The following is an 18159-nucleotide window of genomic DNA, read 5'->3' as shown; positions in this document are numbered from 1 at the left end:
GGTACAGGAGGTGTGCCATGGCCGGCCCCGACTCGATGCGGCGGACCGACGACGACGTCGACGCGTTCCTCGCCGCGAGCCCGCGCGCGGAGCTGCTGGTCGCGGTCGACGCGGCGCTGCGCGCCGGCATGCCGGGGGTGTCCCGCACCCTGTGGCGCGGCGTCTTCTGGGGCGGTACCGAGCAGGCGATCGTGGGCTACGGCGACATCTCGCAGCCGCGCCCGCGCGGCGAGGACGTCGAGTGGTTCCTCATCGGGCTCGCGGAGCAGAAGGGCCATGTGAGCCTCTACGTCAACGCGGTCGCGGACGGCGCGTACCTCGCGCACCGGTACGCCGATCGGCTCGGCAAGGTGAGGACCGGCGCGGCGGCGGTCACGTTCCGGCGGCTCGAGGACCTCGACCTCGCGGTCGTGACGGAGATGGCGCGCGAGGCGCTCGCGGTGTCCTGAGCGCCGCCCTTCGACACTCCGCACGGAATCCGCGGCGACACGCCGCGCCGAGGCCGCGCATCGGCCGAGTTCCACGGCGTGTCGGGGCGAGATCCGTGCGCACTGTCGGGGGAACGGGGCGCGCCTAGTGTTATAGTTCATCTATAACAACTGCCGAGGAGTGGCGATGACGACGAACGATGGCGCCCTGGGCCGCGCGACGGCCGTGGGCGTGGTGACGCCGGCGGTGCTGTGCGCCGTGGCGGTGGGGCTCGAGCTCGCGGTGATCGGGGACGTCCCGGACCCGGTCGCGACCCACTGGAGCGGCAGCTCGCCCGACGGCTTCGCGTCCCCGGCGCTCGTGCCGGTCATGACGGTGGTCGTCGGCGGCGTGCTCCCGATCGTCCTCGGCGCCTCGGGCCTGCGCTCGATCCGGCGCGGCGAGCGCGGCTTCGTGCTCCGCTTCATGCCGGCGGTGGCGGCCGGCCTCGCGACCCTCATGGCCGTCCTCATGGTCGGCTCGCTGCTGATCCAGCGCGGCCTCGACGACGCCGCGCAGGCGCCGTCCGTCCTGCCGACGATGTGGTGGGGGCTCGGCTCGGCGCTGGTCGTCGGCGCGCTCGGCTGGCTCGTCCAGCCCCGCCACGAGGAGCGCCGCCGCGAGGCGGTGGCCGCACGCCCGCTGTCGCGCGAGCCCGGCGAGCGCACGGTGTGGGTGGGGAGGGCCGAGCTGAGCCCGCCGGCGCTCGCCGCGATCGTGGCGGGGGTCCTGGTCGCGGTCGTCGCGGCCGTCGCCAACTGGCTCGTCGGGGACGAGGCCGTGGCGTGGATCGTCACGGGGCTCGCCGTGCTGCTCGCGTTCCTCGCCGCATCGTTCACCGTCTTCCACGTGCGGATCGATCCCACGGGCCTCACCGTGCGGTCCGCCGCGCGCATCGTGCGCATGCGCGTGCCCGCCGCGGACGTCGAGGTCGCCGCCCCCACCGAGGTCTCCGGCCTGGCGCAGTACGGCGGCTACGGGATCCGCTCGGTCCCCGGGGCGACGGGCGTCATCATGCGCTCGGGTCCCGCGCTCGAGGTCACCCGTCGCGGCGGACGCCGCTTCGTCGTGACCGTGGACGACCCGACCACGGCCGCCGCCGTGCTCGCCGCCGTCGCGGAGGACGCCCATGCTGCTCAGGATTGACCCCGACTCGGCCGCGCCGCTCTACGACCAGATCGCAGCCTCGGTGCGGCGCGAGGTCGCGGTCGGCCGCCTCGGCGCGGGGGAGCGGCTGCCGTCCGCGCGCGAGGTCGCCGAGGCGCTCGACGTCAACCTCCACACCGTGCTCAAGGCCTACCAGCTGCTGCGCGACGAGGGGCTGCTCGAGATGCGCCGCGGGCGCGGCGCCGTGGTCTCGTCGCGCGCCGATGCGCTTGCCGAGCTGCGATCGGAGGCCGAGGCGCTCGCCTCCCGGGGCCGCGCGCTCGGGCTCGGCCCGGAGGCCCTCGCGGCGCTCGTGAGGGCGGCCGCCGAGGAGTCCTGAGAGGTCGCGCGCCCGCGCTGCGGGCGGGACCTTCCTGGTAAGCACGCGTTCACACGCAATCCCATCGATGTTTCAAACGGTGTTTGATACGGTGGCGTCATGACATCGTCCAGCACTCGCGAGAGCATCCTCGACGCGACCGAACGCCTTGCCGCGAGCGGGGGCACCGACGCGCTGTCGCTGCGATCCATCACGCGCGAGGCGGGCGTCAACGTCGCGGCGATCCACTACCACTTCGGTGGGCGCGACGGCCTCATGCGGGCGATGCTCGACCGTCACGTCGCGCCGCTCAACGCGCGACGGCTCGCGCTGCTCGACGGCCTCGACGAGGCGGCCGGCCCGGCGGCGGTGCTCGAGGCCTTCCTGCGACCCGACCTCGAGCTCATCGACCGCCTGCGCCGCGACGGGCGCGCCTCGCTCACGCGCTTCCTCGGCGAGGCCTACGCCCGCCCCACGCCCGAGGTCGCCGCGCTGATGGCGGCGCAGTTCCATCCGGTCGCGGAGGCCTTCCTCGCGCGGTTGGCGGGGTGCCTTCCCGAGGTGCCCCCGGCGGAGCTGCGCCTGCGCCTCGGGCTCGTCGTCGCCGTGGTGCAGGGCCTCTTCGCCGAGGCGCCGGACCTCGACGGGCCCGCGCTCCTCGGCGCGGACACCCTCGACGAGCAGGTGCGCCGGCTCGTCTCCTTCGCGGCGGGCGGCGTCGGCGCGCCCGCCGCGACGCCCCACGCACGTCGGCCGTAATCACGGAGGGCACCATGTCCCCGACCACAGACATCCGACCCGAGCACCTGCGCGGGGGCGCCTGGCCGTGGCCCGTCGCCTCCCTCGCCACCCCGACCGGACGGATCGCGGTCACCGACGTCGGCCAGGGCCCGACCGTGCTGCTCGTCCATGCCGGCATGACCAGCCTGGTGTGGCGCGACGTCATCGCGCTGCTGTCGACGGACCACCGCTGCGTGACGCTCGACGCCCCCGGCAACGGCCTCACCGGGGCCTCGTCGGGCGGGCCGCCCGGGCTCGCGGGCGCGGCGCGCGCCGTCGGCGACGTGATCGACGGGCTCGGCCTGAACGATCTCACGCTCGTGTTCCACGACCTCGGCGGGCCGGCCGCCCTCGCGGCGGCGGGGGAGCGGGTCGATCGCGTGGACGCCCTCGTCGCGGTCAACACGTTCGGCTGGGCGCCGGACTCGGCCCTGCTCCGCATCGGCCTCGCCGCGATGGGATCCGCGCCGATGCGCGCGCTCGACGGCGCGTCCAGGTGGCTGCCGCGCGCCACCGCGACCGGGCTCGGCGCCGGCCGGCGATGGGATCCGGCCACGCGCGCCGCGTTCTTGCGGCTCATGGATGCCGACGCGTCCCGCGCGACCCACGACTACTTCCGTGACGGCCTTCGGACCGACGTGCCAGCCGCCGCCGACCGCGCGCTCGACGCGCTCGCGGACCGTCCGCTCACCACGGTCTTCGGCGCACGCAACGACTACTTCGGCTTCCAGCGCCGCTGGCGCGACCGCTTCCCGCGCGCGCGTCAGGAGGTGGTCCCGCGCGGCAACCACTTCCCCATGTGCGACGCGCCCGAGGACGTCGCGCGCTGGATCCGGGAGGCCCGGCACGCCGAGGGCTGAGCTCAGCCCAGCAGGCCGAGCTCCGCGAACGCCGCGGCGAGGCCCTCCCGGTCGGGCGGTCCGGCCACGTGGTCGGCGAGGTCCAGCAGCTCCGGGTCCGAGCCCTCGATCGCGACCGCGACACCCGCATACTCGAGCATCTCGAGGTCGTTCGGGCCGTCGCCGAACGCCACCACCTGCGCGCGCTCGAGCCCCAGCCGCTCGACCACCGCGGCGATGCCGACGGCCTTGTGCACGTCCGCGAGGAACATCTCGCCGGCGCCCGGCCCGAGGTCGGGGATCGAGCTCGGGATCACCGCGACGTCGGGACCGACGAGCGCGGCGATCTCCGGCAGCGGCACCTCGGCGTGGACGCTCGTGATCTTGCCGAACTCGACCCCCGCGAGCTCCTCGCTCGGACGCAGCGCGGACGTCACGTCGCGACGCCCGCGCTCCTCGGCGTCGGAGTGGACGCTCCGGCGCGGCAGGAAGGCGGACATCGCCTCGATCGTCGCGGGGCGCGCGTGGGTCGCGTCCGGCGCCTCGAGGAAGTACAGCGCGCCGTGCGCGTCGAGCGCCTCGATGGCACGGGCGGCGAGGGCGGCGGGGAAGCGGGTGTCGAGCAGCACCTCGTCGCCGAGGATCGCGTACGCGCCCGCGCCCGCGATGAAGCCGTCGAAGCCGGCCGCGGTGATGTGCTCGGGGAGCAGCGACACCGGGCGCCCGGTGCACAGCAGCACGAGGTGTCCGGCGCGGCGGGCGGCGCGCACGGCCTCCGCGTGCGCCTCCGGCACGCGGCCGTGGTGGGCGTAGGTGCCGTCGACGTCGAGGAAGATCGCGCGGCGGGACGATGCGGGGGCGGGGTCCGTCACGCCGACCAGCCTAGGCGCCGGCCCCGTCCTGCCGTCCCCAGAGCGGGACGCCGCCCTCGGACACCACCGTGAGGCCCCAGGTCCACGCGGCCGCGGTCGGGTTCCACACCGGCGCGACCACGCCGGAGAAGGTGGCGGCGGCGGTGGTCACGGTGACCGCCGCATCGTCCCCCAGCTCCCACGTGCCCTCGAGGCCGCCGGAGACGGTGCCGTCGGCCTCGAGCGTCGCCGCGACCGAGGTCGGCACGAACGGCGAGATCACCTTGTCGAACAGCACCACCTGGTACGTGCCGGCCGCGTCGTCGGCCGAGACCGCGGCGAGGCCCTCCCCGGCGTAGCGGGCGGGCGCGAGGACCGGCCAGCCTTCGGCGTTCATGTACATCTGGTGCACGCGCACCTCGTGGATCTCGCCGGTGCTCGCGAAGCGCGAGTGGAAGACCAGGAAGGACTCGCCCGTCTCGGGGTCGTCGTACCAGCTGTTGTGGCCGGGGGAGACGTAGCCCTGATCGCCGCCCATGCCGGGGCCGTCCGCCCACTCGAAGCCGCCCACGAGCTTGACGCCGTACGGCTCGATCGACGCGTCGTCGAAGACGGTGCCGGGCGCGCCGGCCACGTCCGCCATGGCGTTGCCCTCGGCGTCCACGTACGGCCCGTCGGGGCTCTCCGAGCGCGCGACGCGCACCTCGTAGCCGCCGGAGGCGTCCAGCCCGCCGAACGACAGGAACAGGTAGTAGTAGCCGGTCTCCTCGTCGTAGCGGATGGACGGCGCCTCGATGCGCGAGTGGTTGCCCCCGACCAGGTGCTCGCCGTAGCCCTGACCCTCGACGGGGAGACCCGTCTCCTCGTCCATCTCGAGGATGAAGATGCCGCCCGAGTACGAGCCGTAGACCATCCACAGGTCGCCGTCCTCGTCGTAGAAGGCGTCCGGGTCGACGGTGTTGGGGTGGACCGTCGCGTCGTAGACCTCGCCGGCGTTCTCGGACTCCTCGTCCCACATCCCGGACCGGAGGAGGATCTGCTGGTTCACGTACGGGCCCTCGACCGAGTCCGCGATCGCGAGGCCCAGCGCGGAGCGCGCGGAGCTGCCCTCGCAGGCGTTGTAGTACATCGCGTAGCGGCCGTCGGGCAGCTCCACCACGTCGGCCGCCCACAGGGTGTCCGACTGGGCCCACGCGAAGGTCTCCGCGAGCTCGGCGCGGATGTCGTCGAAGAGCCCCGCGGCGTCCGCGTCGCCGACGCTCATGCTGTTCTGCGTCCAGCTCATGAGGTCGGTCGTGTGCGCGGACGCGGCATGCGAGCCGAAGACCCAGACGTCGTCGCCCGCCGTCACCACCGAGGGGTCGTGGACGGTGACCTCGTCGAAGGTCGGGGCGGGCAGGTCGGGCAGGCCGCCGGACGATGCGCTGCACGCGCTGAGCGCGAGGGTGGCGGTCGCGAGGGTGGCCGCCGCGGCGGCGGCACGGGTGCGGTTCATGCGGGTACTCCTGTGCGTCGTTGGACAGAGCGGGCGGCGCGGGGCGCCGACGTGGTCGCAACTGTACAACGTTGTAAACACGCGCTCCAAACCCGCCCCCGGCCCGCGCATCGTCCCCGGACACGGCGAAGCGGGGGCGCCCCGGGAAGGTAGGGCGCCCCCGCTCCTGGGAAGGGAGGGGTCAGCCGGCGGCGAGCGCGGCGACGTCCTCCGGGGAGAGTGCCGACGTCCACACCGCGAGCTCGTCGATGTCGCCCTGGAACGGGGTGTCCCAGTAGTTCACGCCGAGCGCGAAGGTGGCGGACGGGCTGGTGAGGACATCGGTGAACGCCGGGTTCGCGCCCACATCCGTGCCGTCGACGTACAGCGCCACCTCGCCGGCGTCGACCGTGAACGCCACGTGCGTCCACGCGCCGACCGGGACGAGCTGCCCCGTGATGCCGTCGTACCAGCCGGCGCCGTCGTTGGACCACAGCATCGTCTCGCCGTTCCAGCCCTGCGGGACCACGCTGAGCCACCTGTTCGACGCGCTCGCGGCGAAGAAGGCGGTGGTGAACCCGGTCAGCTTCTCGGGACGGAGCCACATCGACACCGAGTACGTGTCGCCCTGGACGAGCCCGTCGGGGAGGCGCACGCCGGAGGTGCCGTCGAGGTGGAGCGCGGCGCCGTCGACGCCGTCGGGCGCGTACGAGACGCTGCCGCCGGTGTTGTCGGCCCGGTCGCCCGTGACCCACGGCGTGCCGAGGGCGGCCTCATCGTCGGCGAGCGTGCCCTCGAAGGACCATGCGCCCACGAGGCTGGGCTCGGGTCGCGCCTTGACGACCACCGAGAACGGGACGGCCTGGACCGCAGCGCCGTTGGCGATCGTCGCGGTCAGGGTCACCGTCGCATCGTCCTCCCCGACGCCGGGCCGGGTGGCGTCGCCGGTGGCGGACACGTGCGCCGGGTCGGACGAGGTCCACGCGATGGTGGTCTCGCCGGTCCCGGTGGTGGGCAGGTCGAGGTCCGCGACCACGGCGGACGTGTCGCCGAGCGTGAGGTCGGCGACGACGGCGTCCACCGCGGCTTGGCCGCTCAGCACGTCGACCTGCCGGCCCCACAGCGAGACGCCCTCCGAGGACTGGACCGTGAGGCCCACCGTCCAGGTCTCGCGCTGGTCGTCCCACACGGGCGCGAACACGCCCGTGTACGTGGCATCGGGCGTGATGAGCTCGGCCTGGTCGTGCCCGGTGAGCTTCCACGTGCCGGTGAGGCCACCCGTGAGCTTGCCGTTGGTGGTGAGCGTGACGTCGACCGGCAGATCCGGCGCGGCGCTGACCTCGGTGCCGAGGTCGACCACCTGCCAGGTGCCCACGACCTCGTCGCGCTTGATCTTGCGGTCGGTCTCGCCCGCGTAGCGGAAGGGCGACACGACGGGCCAGCCATCGGCGTTCATGTACATCCTGTTGACGCGGACGTTGTGCATCTCGCCGGTGCCGGGGAAGCGGGAGTGCAGCACCATGTACGAGTCGCCCGTGGCGGGGTCGTCGTACCAGGAGGTGTGGCCGGGGGAGACGTACCCGGTGCCCTCGCCGGTGCCGGGGTCGCCGACCTCGCGCGTGAACAGGTAGCCGTCCATGATCTTGACGCCGTAGGGCTCGATCGAGTCGTCGTCGAAGATGGTGCCGGGCGCGCCCGCGACCGTCGACATGTCGTGCCCGTTGGCGTCGAGGTACGGCCCGTCGGGTTTCTCGGAGCGGGCGACGCGGACCTCGTAGCCGCCGTCGGCGCCGAGGCCGCCGTACGACAGGAAGAGGTAGTAGTAGCCGGTCTCCTCGTCGTAGCGGATGGTCGGCGCCTCGATGCGGGCGTGGTTGCCGCCGACGAGGTGCGTGCCGTAGCCCTGGTCGGGCAGCGGGAGGCCGGTCTCGGGGTCCATCTGCAGGATGAAGATGCCGCCGGAGTACGAGCCGTAGACCATCCACAGGTCGCCCTCGGCGTCGAAGAACGCGTCGGGGTCGACGGCGTTGGGATGCACGGTGGCGTCGTAGATCTCGCCGGGGTTCTCGGACTCCTCGTCCCACATGCCGGACTTGAGCAGGATCCCGAGGTCCTCGTACGGGCCGTCGACGTCGTCGGCGACCGCGACGCCGAGCGCCGACCGCGGGGAGTCGCCCTTGCAGGCGTTGTAGTACAGGTAGTAGCGGCCGTCCGCGAGCTGGATCACGTCGGAGGCCCACAGGGTGCTGGTCTGCGCCCACGCGAAGGTCTCCTCGAGCTCCGCGTAGATGTCCTCGAACAGCGGGTTGTCCGCGTCCTGGCTCAGGTCGATCGAGTTCTGGGTCCAGTGCATGAGGTCGGTCGTGTACGCCGACGCGCCGTGCGATCCGAAGATCCAGACCTCGTCGCCCGACGTCACGATCGACGGGTCGTGGACGGTGACCTCGTCGAAGGTCGGTACGGGCGGCGTGGCGGGCTGGTCGCCCCACGCGGGTGTCGCGGCGGCCGCGCCGGTGAGGGCGGCGGTGGCGGCTATCGCCCCGAAGGTGAGGCGTGTGCTGCGGCTGAGGGCCACATCATCTCCTGTTCATCGTTGGACAGAGACTGCTGCGAGGACGTCGGTGACCTCGCCGACGCGACTGTACAACGATGTAGATGGGCGCGCAATCCGTGGCGGGCGCGACGCCGGGGAGCGTCCCGCCTGGTGCGTGCGGGTGCCTCCGGGTGCCCGGGCGGCGTCCTCGGCGCGGTGCTTCACTGGTGGGGGAGGTGCCGATGGACGCCTGGAAGGTCCGCGACGGCGCGCTGCGACGCGAGTCCGTGCCCGACCCGGTGCCCGCCGCCGACGAGCTGCTCGTGCGCGTCGAGGCGTGCGGTGTGTGCCGCACCGACCTGCACGTCATCGACGGCGACCTGCCCGTGCATCGTCCCGCCGTGATCCCCGGCCACCAGGTGGTGGGGACGGTCGTCGGCGCGGGCGAGGCGGTGCGGTCGATCGACGAGGGCGACCGGGTCGGCGTCGCGTGGCTCCACCGGACCTGCGGGACGTGCCGCTGGTGCCGGTCCGGCCGCGAGAACCTCTGCCCCGAGGCGACGTTCACCGGCTGGGACCACGACGGCGGCTATGCGGAGCTCCTCACGGTGCCCGAGGCGTACGCGTACCCGCTGCCGCGCGACGAGGAGGCGCTCGGCCTCGCGCCGCTGCTGTGCGCCGGCATCATCGGGTACCGTGCGCTGCGCCGCGCCAACCTCCCGCCGGGCGGGGTGCTCGGGATCTACGGCTTCGGCTCGAGCGCGTCGATCACCGCGCAGCTCGCCAAGGCGGCAGGCGCGACCGTGGTCGCGATCACGCGCGGCGAGCGCAATCAGGCGCTCGCTCGCGAGCTCGAGGTCGACTTCGTCGGCGGAGAGGATGCCGCCCCGCCCGAGCCGCTCGACTCCGCCATCGTGTTCGCGCCGGTGGGGGCGATCCTCACGCAGGCCCTCGATGCGACGGTGCGCGGCGGCACCGTGGTGAGCGCGGGGATCCACATGTCGCCGATCCCCGGGATCGATTACGACAGGTCGCTCTTCTTCGAGCGCGACCTGCGCTCCGTCACCGCCAACACCAGGGCCGATGGCGCCGAGTTCCTCGCCCTCGCGCGCAACCTGCGTCTCGCGCCCGCCGTCACCACGTACGGCTTCGACGGGGTGGACGATGCGCTGATGGACCTGCGTGCCGGCCGCGCCGGCGGCTCGCTCGTGATTCGCATGGGCTGAGGCGCGGGCGTCCCCACCCGACCGGCTCGACCCGGGGTCTCCGCGAGCCCGCCTCGCATCGCTGCGGCGCGCGCCCCGCGCGGCCGTCGCACCCTTCATCCGGACAGCGTTGTCCGGTAATGTCGACCTCGCTACCGGACAACGCTGTCCGGTTCCGACTCGAAGGGGAGAACGATGGCGGAGTGGGACGAGGAGGTCGACCTCCTGGTCGCCGGGACGGGTGCGGCGGCGATGTCCGCGGCGATCGCGGCGGCCGACGACGGGCTCGAGGTGCTGGTGGTCGAGGGCTCGCCCGAGTGGGGCGGCTCGACGGCGATGAGCGGCGGCGGGTGCTGGCTGCCCGGCCACCCGGGCATGAAGGAGATCGGGGTCGAGGACTCCGAGGAGAAGGTGCTCACCTACCTGGACGCATGCGTCGGCACACCCGAGGAGGTGGGGCCCGCATCGTCCCTCGAGCGCCGCCACGCCTTCGTGCGGACGGCGCCGACCGTCCACACCTGGCTCGAGGGCCACGGCCTGGTGTGGAAGACCGCCAAGAAGTACCCGGACTACTACCCGGACCTGCCCGGCGGCATCGCGGGCGGGCGCACGGTCGAGCCTGCACCGTTCGACGTCAAGGACCTGGGCGACTGGTACGGCCACGCCAGGGAGACGCTGCCGCCGGGGCTGCCGCTGTTCGCGGGCGACACGTACCTGCTCGCGCGCGCATGGTCGACGCCGAGCGGTTTCGTGGGGGGCGCCACGCTGGTGTTCCGGGCGCTCGGCGGCCTGGCGACCGGGAAGCGGCTCACCGGGCTGGGCATGTCCCTCGCGGCGCGCCTCATGTACATCGCGAAGTTCGAGCAGCACACGGAGGTGCGCCTCGAGTCGCCCGTGGTCGACCTCGTGATCGAGGACGGCGTGTGCCTCGGGGCGGTCGTCGGTGGGCCGGGCGGCGAGCGCCGCATCCGCACCCGCGTCGGCGTGCACCTCGGCGCCGGCGGCTTCGACCACAACGCCGCATGGCGCGCGGAGTACCAGGGGCTCGACCAGGAGCAGTCGTCCGGCAACCCCGCGAACACGGGCGGCGCGATCGAGGTCGCGATGCGTCACGGAGCGGACGTCGCGCTGATGGACGACGCGTGGTGGGGTCCCTCCGTCGCGCCGAGCAGCAAGTCCGGGCCGATCTTCATCGTCTCCGAGCGCTCGATGCCGTTCTCGATGGTCGTCGACCAGGAGGGCAGCCGCTACGTCGACGAGTCGACCAGCTACGTCGACTTCGGCCACGCCATGATCGAGCGCGGCCTCGAGCGCACCAACCACAGCTGGATGGTCCTCGACGTGCGCCACCGGCGTCGCTACCTCAACAACCCGTTCCTCATGGGCACCAAGCACCTCTACGAGGAGGGCGTCGCGGTCAAGGCGGACACGCTCGAGGAGCTCGCCGAGAAGATGGGCGTCGACAAGCCGACCTTCAAGCGCACCATCCAGCGCTTCAACGCGTTCGCGCGCTCCGGGGTCGACGAGGACTTCGGGCGCGGCAAGGACGCGTACGACCAGTACTACGGCGACCCGACGCACGGCCCGAACCCGAACCTCGGCGAGATCGCGAAGGGTCCGTTCGTGGCGGTGAAGATCGTGCTCGGCGACCTCGGCACCAAGGGCGGGCTGCTGACGGACGAGCACGCCCGCGTGCTCGACACCGAGGGTGCCGTGATCGCGGGCCTCTACGCCGCCGGCAACTGCTCGGCCTCGGTGGTGGGGCGCACGTACCCGGGAGCAGGCTCGACGCTCGGCCCGGCGCTCGTCTTCGGCTACCTGGCCGGGCGCCATGCCGCGGCCCGCGCCGCCGAGCTGGCAGTCGAGGGCGCCGTGGACCGGGCGGTGGGCGAGCCCGCGGAGCACGGTTCCGGCGCGTGAGCGGCGGGGTGGGGTGGCGCGAGGCGTCGCCGCCCCACCCCTCGCCGCGGGTCCGTGCCTCGGGCGGGCGCGGACACCCGGCGGGAAGGGTCTAGGGTCGATGGTCGTGAGATACGCAGCGATCGGCGACAGCTTCACGGAGGGGGTCGGGGACCCGCAGCCCGACGGGACGATGCGCGGGTGGGCCGACCTCGTCGCGCTCGGCCTCGCGGCCGCGCACGGCTCCGTCGAGTACGCGAACTTCGCGATCCGCGGCCGCCTCATCGAGCCGATCGCCACCGAGCAGCTCGACGCCGCGCTCGCGCTCGACCCGCGGCCGGACGTGCTGACGTTCAACGGCTCGGGCAACGACATGATGCGGCCCGGCTGGGACGGCGCGCGCGTCGAGGCGCTCACCCGACGGGTCGTCGACCGGACCGCCGATGCGGGGGTGCGGCTCGTCATCCTCTCGGGTCCCGACCCGACCGAGCGGCTCCCGCGCGGGCGCTCCTTCTCGGAGCGCGCGGACGAGCTCATGGCGATCGTCGACCGCCTCGAGGCCGAGCACGACCACGTGACGTTCGTCGACAACTACCGCGACCCCGAGATGCGCCGCGCCGCCTACTGGGACACCGACCGCATCCACCTCAACCCGCTGGGCCACTCGCGCGTCGCCGCGCGGGTGCTCGCCGCGCTGGACGTCGAGACCGACCTGCCCGTCGCGCCCGAGGGCGACGCGGGCCGTCCGGGGGTCCTCGCGGAGGCCGCCTACGTGGGGCGCTACGTGCTGCCGTGGATCGGCCGCCGGCTCACGGGGCGCTCGTCGGGCGACGGCCGGCTGCCCAAGCATCCGGGCTGGACGACCGTCGAGGGACCCTCTGCCTGAGAGGGGCGATCCCCGTGTGCGGGCCGTCGTTCCACCGCCCGGTGTGCGGGTCGCGGCGGGCGCCGCGCGGCGGCCGGACCATCGCTGGCGCACGGTAGCGTGACGCCATGGCGACCCCCGAGTTCATCCTCGACCTGCGGTCCAAGATCGGCACCGACCTCCTGTGGCTGCCCGGCGTGACCGCCGTGGTGCTGCGGCCCTCGCCCGCGCGGCCCGGCTCGCGGCAGGTGCTGCTGGTGCGGCGCGCGGACAACGGCGCATGGACGCCGGTGACGGGCATCGTCGATCCCGGGGAGGAGCCGGCCGTGGCGGGCGCGCGCGAGTGCCTCGAGGAGGCCGATGTGGTCGCCGAGCCCGAGGCGCTCGTGTGGGTGCACTCGCTGCCCGAGATGCGCTACGAGAACGGCGACCGGTCGCAGTACCTCGACCTCACGTTCCGCTTCCGCTACGTCAGCGGGGAGCCGTTCCCCGCTGACGGCGAGAACCTCGAGGCCGCCTGGTACGAGGAGGACGACCTGCCGGAGATGTCGGAGGAGATGGCCAACCGCGTCGCCGCGGGCCTCGCGCCCGGCGACGTGTGCCGCTGGTCGTTCTGACGGGCCGTCGGGCATCGGCCCTGGTCGGGCCCCTGGTCCAGGCCCGGCGCGCCGGGTAGCGTGACCGCATGGCGACGCCCGACTTCATCCACGCGCTGCGGGCGAAGGTCGGTCATGCTCCGCTGTGGCTCATGAGCGCGACCGCGGTGGTGGTGCGGCCCTCGTCCTCGCGGCCGGGCGTGCGCGAGGTGCTGCTTGCGCATCGTGCGGACTTCCTGACGTGGGCGACGATCGGCGGCATCATCGATCCCGGCGAGCAGCCCGCGGTCGCCGCCGCGCGCGAGCTCCGTGAGGAGGCGGGAGTCGAGGCGGAGCCCGAGACCCTCGCGTGGGTGCATGTGCAGGATCCCGCCGTCTATCCCAACGGCGATCACGTGCAGTTCCTCGACCTCACCTTCCGGTTCCGCTGGATCAGCGGGGAGCCGTTCCCGGCCGACGGCGAGAACCTCGAGGTCCGCTGGTTCGACGAGGACGACCTGCCGCGGCTCAGCGCCGAGATGACCGCACGGGTGGCGGCGGTGCTGGAGGCGGGCGAGGTCACGCGCTTCGAGGTCTGAGCGTCGGCGGTGGGCTCCGCACGCTTGCCCTTCATCCGCTCGCGCCCTTTCCGGGGAGCCGGTGGACGGTTCCGGGGGATCCGCGACTCCTGCGGGGAGCTGGCGGACGGTTCCGGGGGATCCGCGACTCCTGCGGGGAGCTGGTGGACGGCGGGACCCGAGGGTGCCCGCCCGCTCCGCGCCGCTCAGTGCGCGGCGTGCCCCGGCTCGGGCGAGTCGATGGGCCGCTCGATGAAGAACGCTCCGATCACGAGGGTCGTGGCGAGCGAGGCGGAGATGAGGTACGCCGCGCGGATGCCGGCGGCGATGGCCTCGGCCTCCGCGGCGCCGGTCGCGACCTCGCCCGCGGCGACAGCGGCCATGGTCGACACGAACAGCGCCGTGCCGGCTGCGGCCGCGACCTGCTGGACCGTCGACACCGTGGCCGAGCCGTGCGAGTACAGGTGTCGCGGGAGGGCGCCGAGGCTCGCGGCGAACAGCGGCGTGAACATCAGCGCGAGGCCCGCGCTCATCGCCACGTGGCACGCGAGCAGCGCCCACCACGGCGTGCCCGGGTCCAGGATCGCGGACAGGGTCCACAGCGTCGCCGCGACGATCGCCGAGCCCGGGATGAGCAGCGGCCGCGGCCCGAAGCGGTCGACCGCCCGGCCCACGGGGCGCGCGCACAGGCCCATGAGCAGGCCGCCGGGCAGGAGCAGCAGGCCGCTCTGCAGCACGGACAGGCCGAGCACCTCCTGCATGAAGATGGGCAGCAGGATGATCATGCCGAACAGCGACATCATCATGACGACGAACATCGCGATCGACACCGAGAACGTGCGCGCGCGGAACGTGCGCAGGTCGAGCAGGGCGTCGTCGATGCGCTGCAGCACCAGCTGGCGCCACACGAACAGCGCGAGCGCGACCGCGCCGACCGCGACGGCGAGCACCGTCGACAGCGGCAGCCCGTCGCCGCGCGCCTCGCCGATCTGGCTCAGCCCCAGCACGATCCCGCCGAAGCCGAGCGCCGACAGCACGACCGAGAGGCCGTCGATGGGTGCCTCGCGCGTCTCGCTGACGTCCCGCATGAGGCGCCAGCCGAGCACGAGCACCGCCGCCGCGATGGGCAGCACGAACACGAACATGAACCGCCACGAGAAGGCGGAGAGGATCAGCCCCGAGATGGTCGGGCCGATCGCGGGCGCGACCGCGATCACCACCGAGATCGAGCCCATGCGACGCCCGCGGGTCGCGGGCGGCTCGAGCTGCATCACCGTGGTCATGAGCAGCGGCAGCATGATCGCGGTGCCGCCGGCCTGCACCACGCGCGCGAGCAGCAGCACCTCGAATCCGGGGGCCAGCGCCGCGATCAGGGTGCCCGCGGTGAACAGCGCCATCGCGCTGAGGAAGACGGGCCGGGTGCGGTAGCGCTGCAGCAGGAAGCCCGTCACCGGGATGACGATCGACATGGTCAGCAGGAACGCCGTGGTGAGCCACTGCGCCGCGACCGCCGTGATCCCGAGGTCGGTCATGAGGTGCGGCAGCGCGACACCCATGATGGTCTCGTTGAGGATCACGACGAACGCCGAGACGATGAGGACCCAGATCACCACCGAGTTGCGGCGCACGGTGGCCGCGTCGTCCGCCGGGTTCGTAGCGGCCTCCGCGGGCGCGGCGGAGGGGGTCGGGGTGGTCGCCAGGTCGTCGGACATGGTCTCCATTGTGACGCGGGGCTCGGACATCGCGTGAGCCCCCACTTGTGAGGGTGCCCTCACTACCGTGGATAACTCAGTCATTGCCTGATCTCGCCCGGCGTGCCTAACATCGTCATGCTGAGCCGGCGGTGCACCCCGCCGGAAAGTGTCCTGGGGGGACCGTCGACCGGCGGAGGATGCGGAGGTTCTGATGGTGCACACGGCTGAGGGGGCCGCTCGTCGCTTCATCGCGCGCGACGTGCGAGCAGTAGGGGCCGCGCTGGATCCGTCGGGGCTGAGGATGGTGCGGCTGGACGTGTCGGACGAGTCCGACGACGCGATGCCGCTGGGGCCTGACGAGCATCCTTCGCCGGTCTCACCGGGCGCGTTCGCGCAGTGGGTCGCGCGCCTGGGGACGCCCGGGGCGCTGCCCAACGTCTACCTGCCGTCCGAGCCGCGGCTGTCGCGGCCCGACGGCGACGACATGTTCACCGGACCGGAGCTCGACGCGCATGCGCGCCGCTACCTCACGGCCGCGACCGACGCCCGCGCCCTGCGGGTCCGCGGCCGCGTGCTGCAGTGGATCGCGCAGCGCTCGGCCGTCGACGTGGCAGGCACGCTGCGCTGGGCCAGCCTGTCGTGCGGTCCGGCGTTCCCGCTCGTGGCCGCGATGGCCGGGGCGCGGGGCGTCGGGGCGGACGTGTCCGCGACCTTCGTCGACACCTGCACGGATGCGCTCGACGCGAGCCGTCGGGTGGCGCTCGCGCACGGGATCGACCCCGGCGCGCACCGGTTCGTGAGCGTCGAGGACCAGCCTGCCTCGCCCGCGGCGGTCGTCGAGGCGGGCACGCAGCACCTCGTCGAGGCTCTGGCGCTGCTGTCCACGGTCTCGCCGGACGAGGCGCCTTCCGCGCTCGCGGATGCGTATGCCCTGGTACGCCCGGGTGGGACGCTCGTGTTCTCCGTGATGCTCGACGACCGTCCGCCGTGCGCGGGCTGCGCGGCGCTGGGATGGCCCACGGGGCCGACCCTGGACATGGCGGGTGTCGCGGAGCTCCTCGCGGCGGCCGGCGTCCCGTGCGAGGACGCCCTCGCGCTCGTGCCGCAGGACGGCATCTACGCGGTGATCCAGGTCGAGCGTCCCTGACCCGGGATCGGTAGCCTCGTGCGCGTGGACGATGCGCGCGACGAGGTGGCACCCTCGGCGCACCGCGCCGTCGGCATCCTGGGCGCCGGCCGGTTCGGCGCGGCGATCGCGCGGCTGTGCCGCGACGCGGGGATCGAGGTGACCGTCGCATCGTCCGGCGATGACCCGGCGGCTGCGTGCGCCGCCGATGTGGTGATCCTCGCGATCCCGCTCGGCCGCTACCGGTCGTTGCCGGCGGACCTGCTGCGCGACCGGATCGTCGTCGACGTGATGAACCACTGGTGGGAGATCGACGGCGCCCGTCCCGACCTCGAGGACCCCACCACCTCGACGTCCGAGACCGTGGCCGCCTTCCTCGACGGCGCGCGCGTCGTCAAGGCGCTCAACCATGCGAGCGTGTGGGAGCTCGAGAACCTCGGGCGGCCCGCGGGCGACCCGGACCGCCGCGGCATCGCGGTCGCGGCGGACGATGCGGGTGCCAGGGCGGCCGTGGCGGCGCTCGTCGACGCGCTCGGCTTCGACCCGGTGGACGCGGGCCCGCTCGCGGCGGGCGTGATGTTCGAGCCGCCGACCGAGATCTTCGGCTCCGACGCGACCGCCGCGGAGATCCGCGCGATGCTCGACCGCTTCCCGCGCTCGCAGCGCGGGCGGGTGGTCGCCCGGGCGCGCGGCAAGGCGTGACGATGCGCGTCGTCGTCGCGCCGGACACGTTGAAGGGGACGTGGCCCGCCGAGCGTGCGGCCGCCGCGATCGCGCGCGGCTGGAGGTCCGTGCGGCCGGACGATGCGGTGGTCGAGATCCCGCAGGCCGACGGCGGCGAGGGGACGCTCGCCGGGGTGCGACACGCGCGGCCCGAGGCGGAGCTGCGCAGCCGCGGCCTCGTCACGGGTCCCGCGGGCGCTCCCGTGGTGGGCGCATGGTTGGACCTCGGGGACGGCACGGCGCTGTGCGAGCTCGCCGTGGTCGCGGGGATGCACCTGATGCCGGAGCTCGACGCCCTGCGCGCGACCTCGCGCGGGCTCGGCGAGGTGATGGCGCACGCGCTCGACGCGGGTGCGACGCGGCTCGTCGTCGCCCTCGGGGGATCGGCGTCGACCGACGGAGGGCTGCCCGTGCTCGAGGCGCTCGGCGACCGGCGGCCGCCCCCGGGCGGCGCCACGGTGCTGTGCGACGTGCGCGCGCCCCTGCTCGGACCGGCGGGCGCGGCCGCCGTCTTCGCGCCCCAGAAGGGCGCGTCCGCTCTCGACGTGGCCGTGCTCGAGGAGCGCCTCGAGGCGGTCGCCGCGCGGCTGGGGGCCGACCCGACGGTGCCGGGCGCCGGCGCCGCCGGAGGCGTGGGCTATGCGCTGCTCGCGTGGGGCGCCGCGCTCGTCGAGGGCGCGCCGGAGATGGCGCGCCTGACGGGCCTCGAGGAGGCGGGGCGGGACGCGGACCTGGTGGTCACGGGGGAGGGGCGCTTCGACTCGCAGTCCTCGCTGGGCAAGGTGACCGGGCATGCGCTCGCGGCCTTCCCACGGGTGGCGGTCGTGGCCGGCGAGGTGGCGGTCGACCCCGGGGTGTGGTCCGCGTCGCTGACGGCGCTCGCGGGCTCGCGGGAGGCCGCGATGCGGGAGCCGGACCGGTGGCTCGAGGCGGCCGGGCGTGCCGCGGCGCATGCGTGGGAGGACCGTGGTCCCTCCGCTTTTGTGCCGCCTCGGTAAACGATGTAAATTCCACGGAGGCCCCGCGCGGCGCGCGCCGCGCGCGCCGCCCCCCCCCCCCCCCCCCCCAGGGGACCCCCCCGGCC

17 protein-coding genes are annotated in these 18159 nt (G+C 73.9%); 13 read left to right on the top strand and 4 right to left on the bottom strand.

Annotated elements, in window-relative coordinates:
- Positions 1–17 precede the first annotated feature (17 nt).
- The 5 genes from QQX09_RS12700 to QQX09_RS12680 all read left to right on the top strand — a co-directional run bounded on the left by QQX09_RS12700 (position 18) and on the right by QQX09_RS12680 (position 3573).
- A complete protein-coding gene (locus tag QQX09_RS12700) occupies positions 18–449 on the top strand; it encodes a DUF1801 domain-containing protein (RefSeq protein ID WP_301135349.1) in 432 nt (143 codons plus the stop codon).
- Positions 450–615: 166 nt separating this feature from the next.
- Positions 616–1614 (top strand): DUF1648 domain-containing protein, encoded by a 999-nt coding sequence (locus QQX09_RS12695; protein WP_301135347.1) that lies wholly within the window; start codon positions 616–618, stop codon positions 1612–1614.
- Positions 1598–1954 carry a GntR family transcriptional regulator gene (locus tag QQX09_RS12690; RefSeq protein WP_301135344.1) on the top strand — a complete coding sequence of 119 codons (357 nt, stop codon included), beginning with the start codon at positions 1598–1600 and terminating at the stop codon, positions 1952–1954. The genes QQX09_RS12695 and QQX09_RS12690 overlap by 17 nt, the downstream gene beginning before the upstream one ends.
- Before the next feature lie 99 nt (positions 1955–2053).
- Positions 2054–2692 (top strand): TetR/AcrR family transcriptional regulator, encoded by a 639-nt coding sequence (locus tag QQX09_RS12685; protein ID WP_301135341.1) that lies wholly within the window; start codon positions 2054–2056, stop codon positions 2690–2692.
- A gap of 14 nt (positions 2693–2706) precedes the next feature.
- Positions 2707–3573 (top strand): alpha/beta fold hydrolase, encoded by an 867-nt coding sequence (locus QQX09_RS12680; protein WP_301135338.1) that lies wholly within the window; start codon positions 2707–2709, stop codon positions 3571–3573.
- A 2-nt stretch (positions 3574–3575) separates the two neighbouring features.
- Here the strand turns inward: QQX09_RS12680 and QQX09_RS12675 are convergent, their stop codons facing one another.
- The 3 genes from QQX09_RS12675 to QQX09_RS12665 all read right to left on the bottom strand — a co-directional run bounded on the left by QQX09_RS12675 (position 3576) and on the right by QQX09_RS12665 (position 8452).
- On the bottom strand, positions 3576–4424 hold the full coding sequence (locus QQX09_RS12675) for an HAD hydrolase family protein (RefSeq protein ID WP_301135334.1): 849 nt from the start codon (positions 4422–4424) through the stop codon (positions 3576–3578).
- A 10-nt stretch (positions 4425–4434) separates the two neighbouring features.
- Complete coding sequence (locus tag QQX09_RS12670; RefSeq protein WP_301135332.1) at positions 4435–5898, bottom strand: glycoside hydrolase family 43 protein; 1464 nt, start codon at positions 5896–5898, stop codon at positions 4435–4437.
- 181 nt (positions 5899–6079) lie between these two features.
- A complete protein-coding gene (locus QQX09_RS12665; RefSeq protein WP_301135330.1) occupies positions 6080–8452 on the bottom strand; it encodes a LamG-like jellyroll fold domain-containing protein in 2373 nt (790 codons plus the stop codon).
- 200 nt (positions 8453–8652) lie between these two features.
- Here QQX09_RS12665 and QQX09_RS12660 point away from each other — a divergent pair, with 200 nt between their 5' ends.
- The 5 genes from QQX09_RS12660 to QQX09_RS12640 all read left to right on the top strand — a co-directional run bounded on the left by QQX09_RS12660 (position 8653) and on the right by QQX09_RS12640 (position 13553).
- A complete protein-coding gene (locus QQX09_RS12660; RefSeq protein WP_301135328.1) occupies positions 8653–9636 on the top strand; it encodes a zinc-dependent alcohol dehydrogenase family protein in 984 nt (327 codons plus the stop codon).
- Positions 9637–9810: 174 nt separating this feature from the next.
- The gene (locus QQX09_RS12655; RefSeq protein WP_301135326.1) at positions 9811–11535 is read left to right on the top strand and encodes an FAD-binding protein; all 1725 of its coding nucleotides are present in this window, start codon (positions 9811–9813) and stop codon (positions 11533–11535) included.
- 100 nt (positions 11536–11635) lie between these two features.
- Positions 11636–12400, top strand: a complete 765-nt coding sequence (locus QQX09_RS12650) for an SGNH/GDSL hydrolase family protein (RefSeq protein WP_436969072.1) — start codon at positions 11636–11638, stop codon at positions 12398–12400.
- Between the two features lie 107 nt (positions 12401–12507).
- Positions 12508–12996: an NUDIX hydrolase gene (locus QQX09_RS12645; protein ID WP_301135322.1), complete on the top strand. Its 489-nt coding sequence runs from the start codon at positions 12508–12510 to the stop codon at positions 12994–12996.
- A gap of 68 nt (positions 12997–13064) precedes the next feature.
- Entirely contained in the window at positions 13065–13553 is a 489-nt protein-coding gene (locus QQX09_RS12640) for an NUDIX hydrolase (RefSeq protein WP_301135320.1), read from the top strand.
- 185 nt (positions 13554–13738) lie between these two features.
- Here the strand turns inward: QQX09_RS12640 and QQX09_RS12635 are convergent, their stop codons facing one another.
- A complete protein-coding gene (locus tag QQX09_RS12635) occupies positions 13739–15244 on the bottom strand; it encodes a DHA2 family efflux MFS transporter permease subunit (RefSeq protein WP_301135318.1) in 1506 nt (501 codons plus the stop codon).
- Between the two features lie 193 nt (positions 15245–15437).
- Here QQX09_RS12635 and QQX09_RS12630 point away from each other — a divergent pair, with 193 nt between their 5' ends.
- The 3 genes from QQX09_RS12630 to QQX09_RS12620 are packed head-to-tail and all read left to right on the top strand — an operon-like array spanning position 15438 to position 18073.
- Positions 15438–16373: a hypothetical protein gene (locus QQX09_RS12630; protein WP_301135316.1), complete on the top strand. Its 936-nt coding sequence runs from the start codon at positions 15438–15440 to the stop codon at positions 16371–16373.
- 24 nt (positions 16374–16397) lie between these two features.
- Positions 16398–17054, top strand: coding sequence for an NADPH-dependent F420 reductase (locus QQX09_RS12625; RefSeq protein WP_301135314.1), 657 nt, complete (start codon positions 16398–16400; stop codon positions 17052–17054).
- 2 nt (positions 17055–17056) lie between these two features.
- Positions 17057–18073 carry a glycerate kinase gene (locus QQX09_RS12620; protein ID WP_301135312.1) on the top strand — a complete coding sequence of 339 codons (1017 nt, stop codon included), beginning with the start codon at positions 17057–17059 and terminating at the stop codon, positions 18071–18073.
- Positions 18074–18159 lie beyond the last annotated feature (86 nt).

It is taken from the genome of Demequina litoralis (assembly GCF_030418455.1).
Taxonomy (GTDB): Bacteria; Actinomycetota; Actinomycetes; order Actinomycetales; family Demequinaceae; genus Demequina; species Demequina litoralis.
The sequence above is the reverse complement of the archived record's forward strand: the minus strand, read 5'-3'. Positions and strand labels throughout refer to the sequence as shown.

Excerpts from the sequence above, each read along its gene's own strand:
- QQX09_RS12700 (WP_301135349.1), top strand. The coding sequence starts at position 18 with ATGGCCGGCCCCGACTCGATGCGGCGGACCGACGACGACGTCGACGCG.
- QQX09_RS12695 (WP_301135347.1), top strand. The coding sequence starts at position 616 with ATGACGACGAACGATGGCGCCCTGGGCCGCGCGACGGCCGTGGGCGTG.
- QQX09_RS12690 (WP_301135344.1), top strand. The coding sequence starts at position 1,598 with ATGCTGCTCAGGATTGACCCCGACTCGGCCGCGCCGCTCTACGACCAG.
- QQX09_RS12685 (WP_301135341.1), top strand. The coding sequence starts at position 2,054 with ATGACATCGTCCAGCACTCGCGAGAGCATCCTCGACGCGACCGAACGC.
- QQX09_RS12680 (WP_301135338.1), top strand. The coding sequence starts at position 2,707 with ATGTCCCCGACCACAGACATCCGACCCGAGCACCTGCGCGGGGGCGCC.
- QQX09_RS12670 (WP_301135332.1), bottom strand. The coding sequence starts at position 5,898 with ATGAACCGCACCCGTGCCGCCGCCGCGGCGGCCACCCTCGCGACCGCC.
- QQX09_RS12660 (WP_301135328.1), top strand. The coding sequence starts at position 8,653 with ATGGACGCCTGGAAGGTCCGCGACGGCGCGCTGCGACGCGAGTCCGTG.
- QQX09_RS12655 (WP_301135326.1), top strand. The coding sequence starts at position 9,811 with ATGGCGGAGTGGGACGAGGAGGTCGACCTCCTGGTCGCCGGGACGGGT.
- QQX09_RS12650 (WP_436969072.1), top strand. The coding sequence starts at position 11,636 with ATGGTCGTGAGATACGCAGCGATCGGCGACAGCTTCACGGAGGGGGTC.
- QQX09_RS12645 (WP_301135322.1), top strand. The coding sequence starts at position 12,508 with ATGGCGACCCCCGAGTTCATCCTCGACCTGCGGTCCAAGATCGGCACC.
- QQX09_RS12640 (WP_301135320.1), top strand. The coding sequence starts at position 13,065 with ATGGCGACGCCCGACTTCATCCACGCGCTGCGGGCGAAGGTCGGTCAT.
- QQX09_RS12635 (WP_301135318.1), bottom strand. The coding sequence starts at position 15,244 with ATGTCCGACGACCTGGCGACCACCCCGACCCCCTCCGCCGCGCCCGCG.
- QQX09_RS12630 (WP_301135316.1), top strand. The coding sequence starts at position 15,438 with ATGGTGCACACGGCTGAGGGGGCCGCTCGTCGCTTCATCGCGCGCGAC.
- QQX09_RS12620 (WP_301135312.1), top strand. The coding sequence starts at position 17,057 with ATGCGCGTCGTCGTCGCGCCGGACACGTTGAAGGGGACGTGGCCCGCC.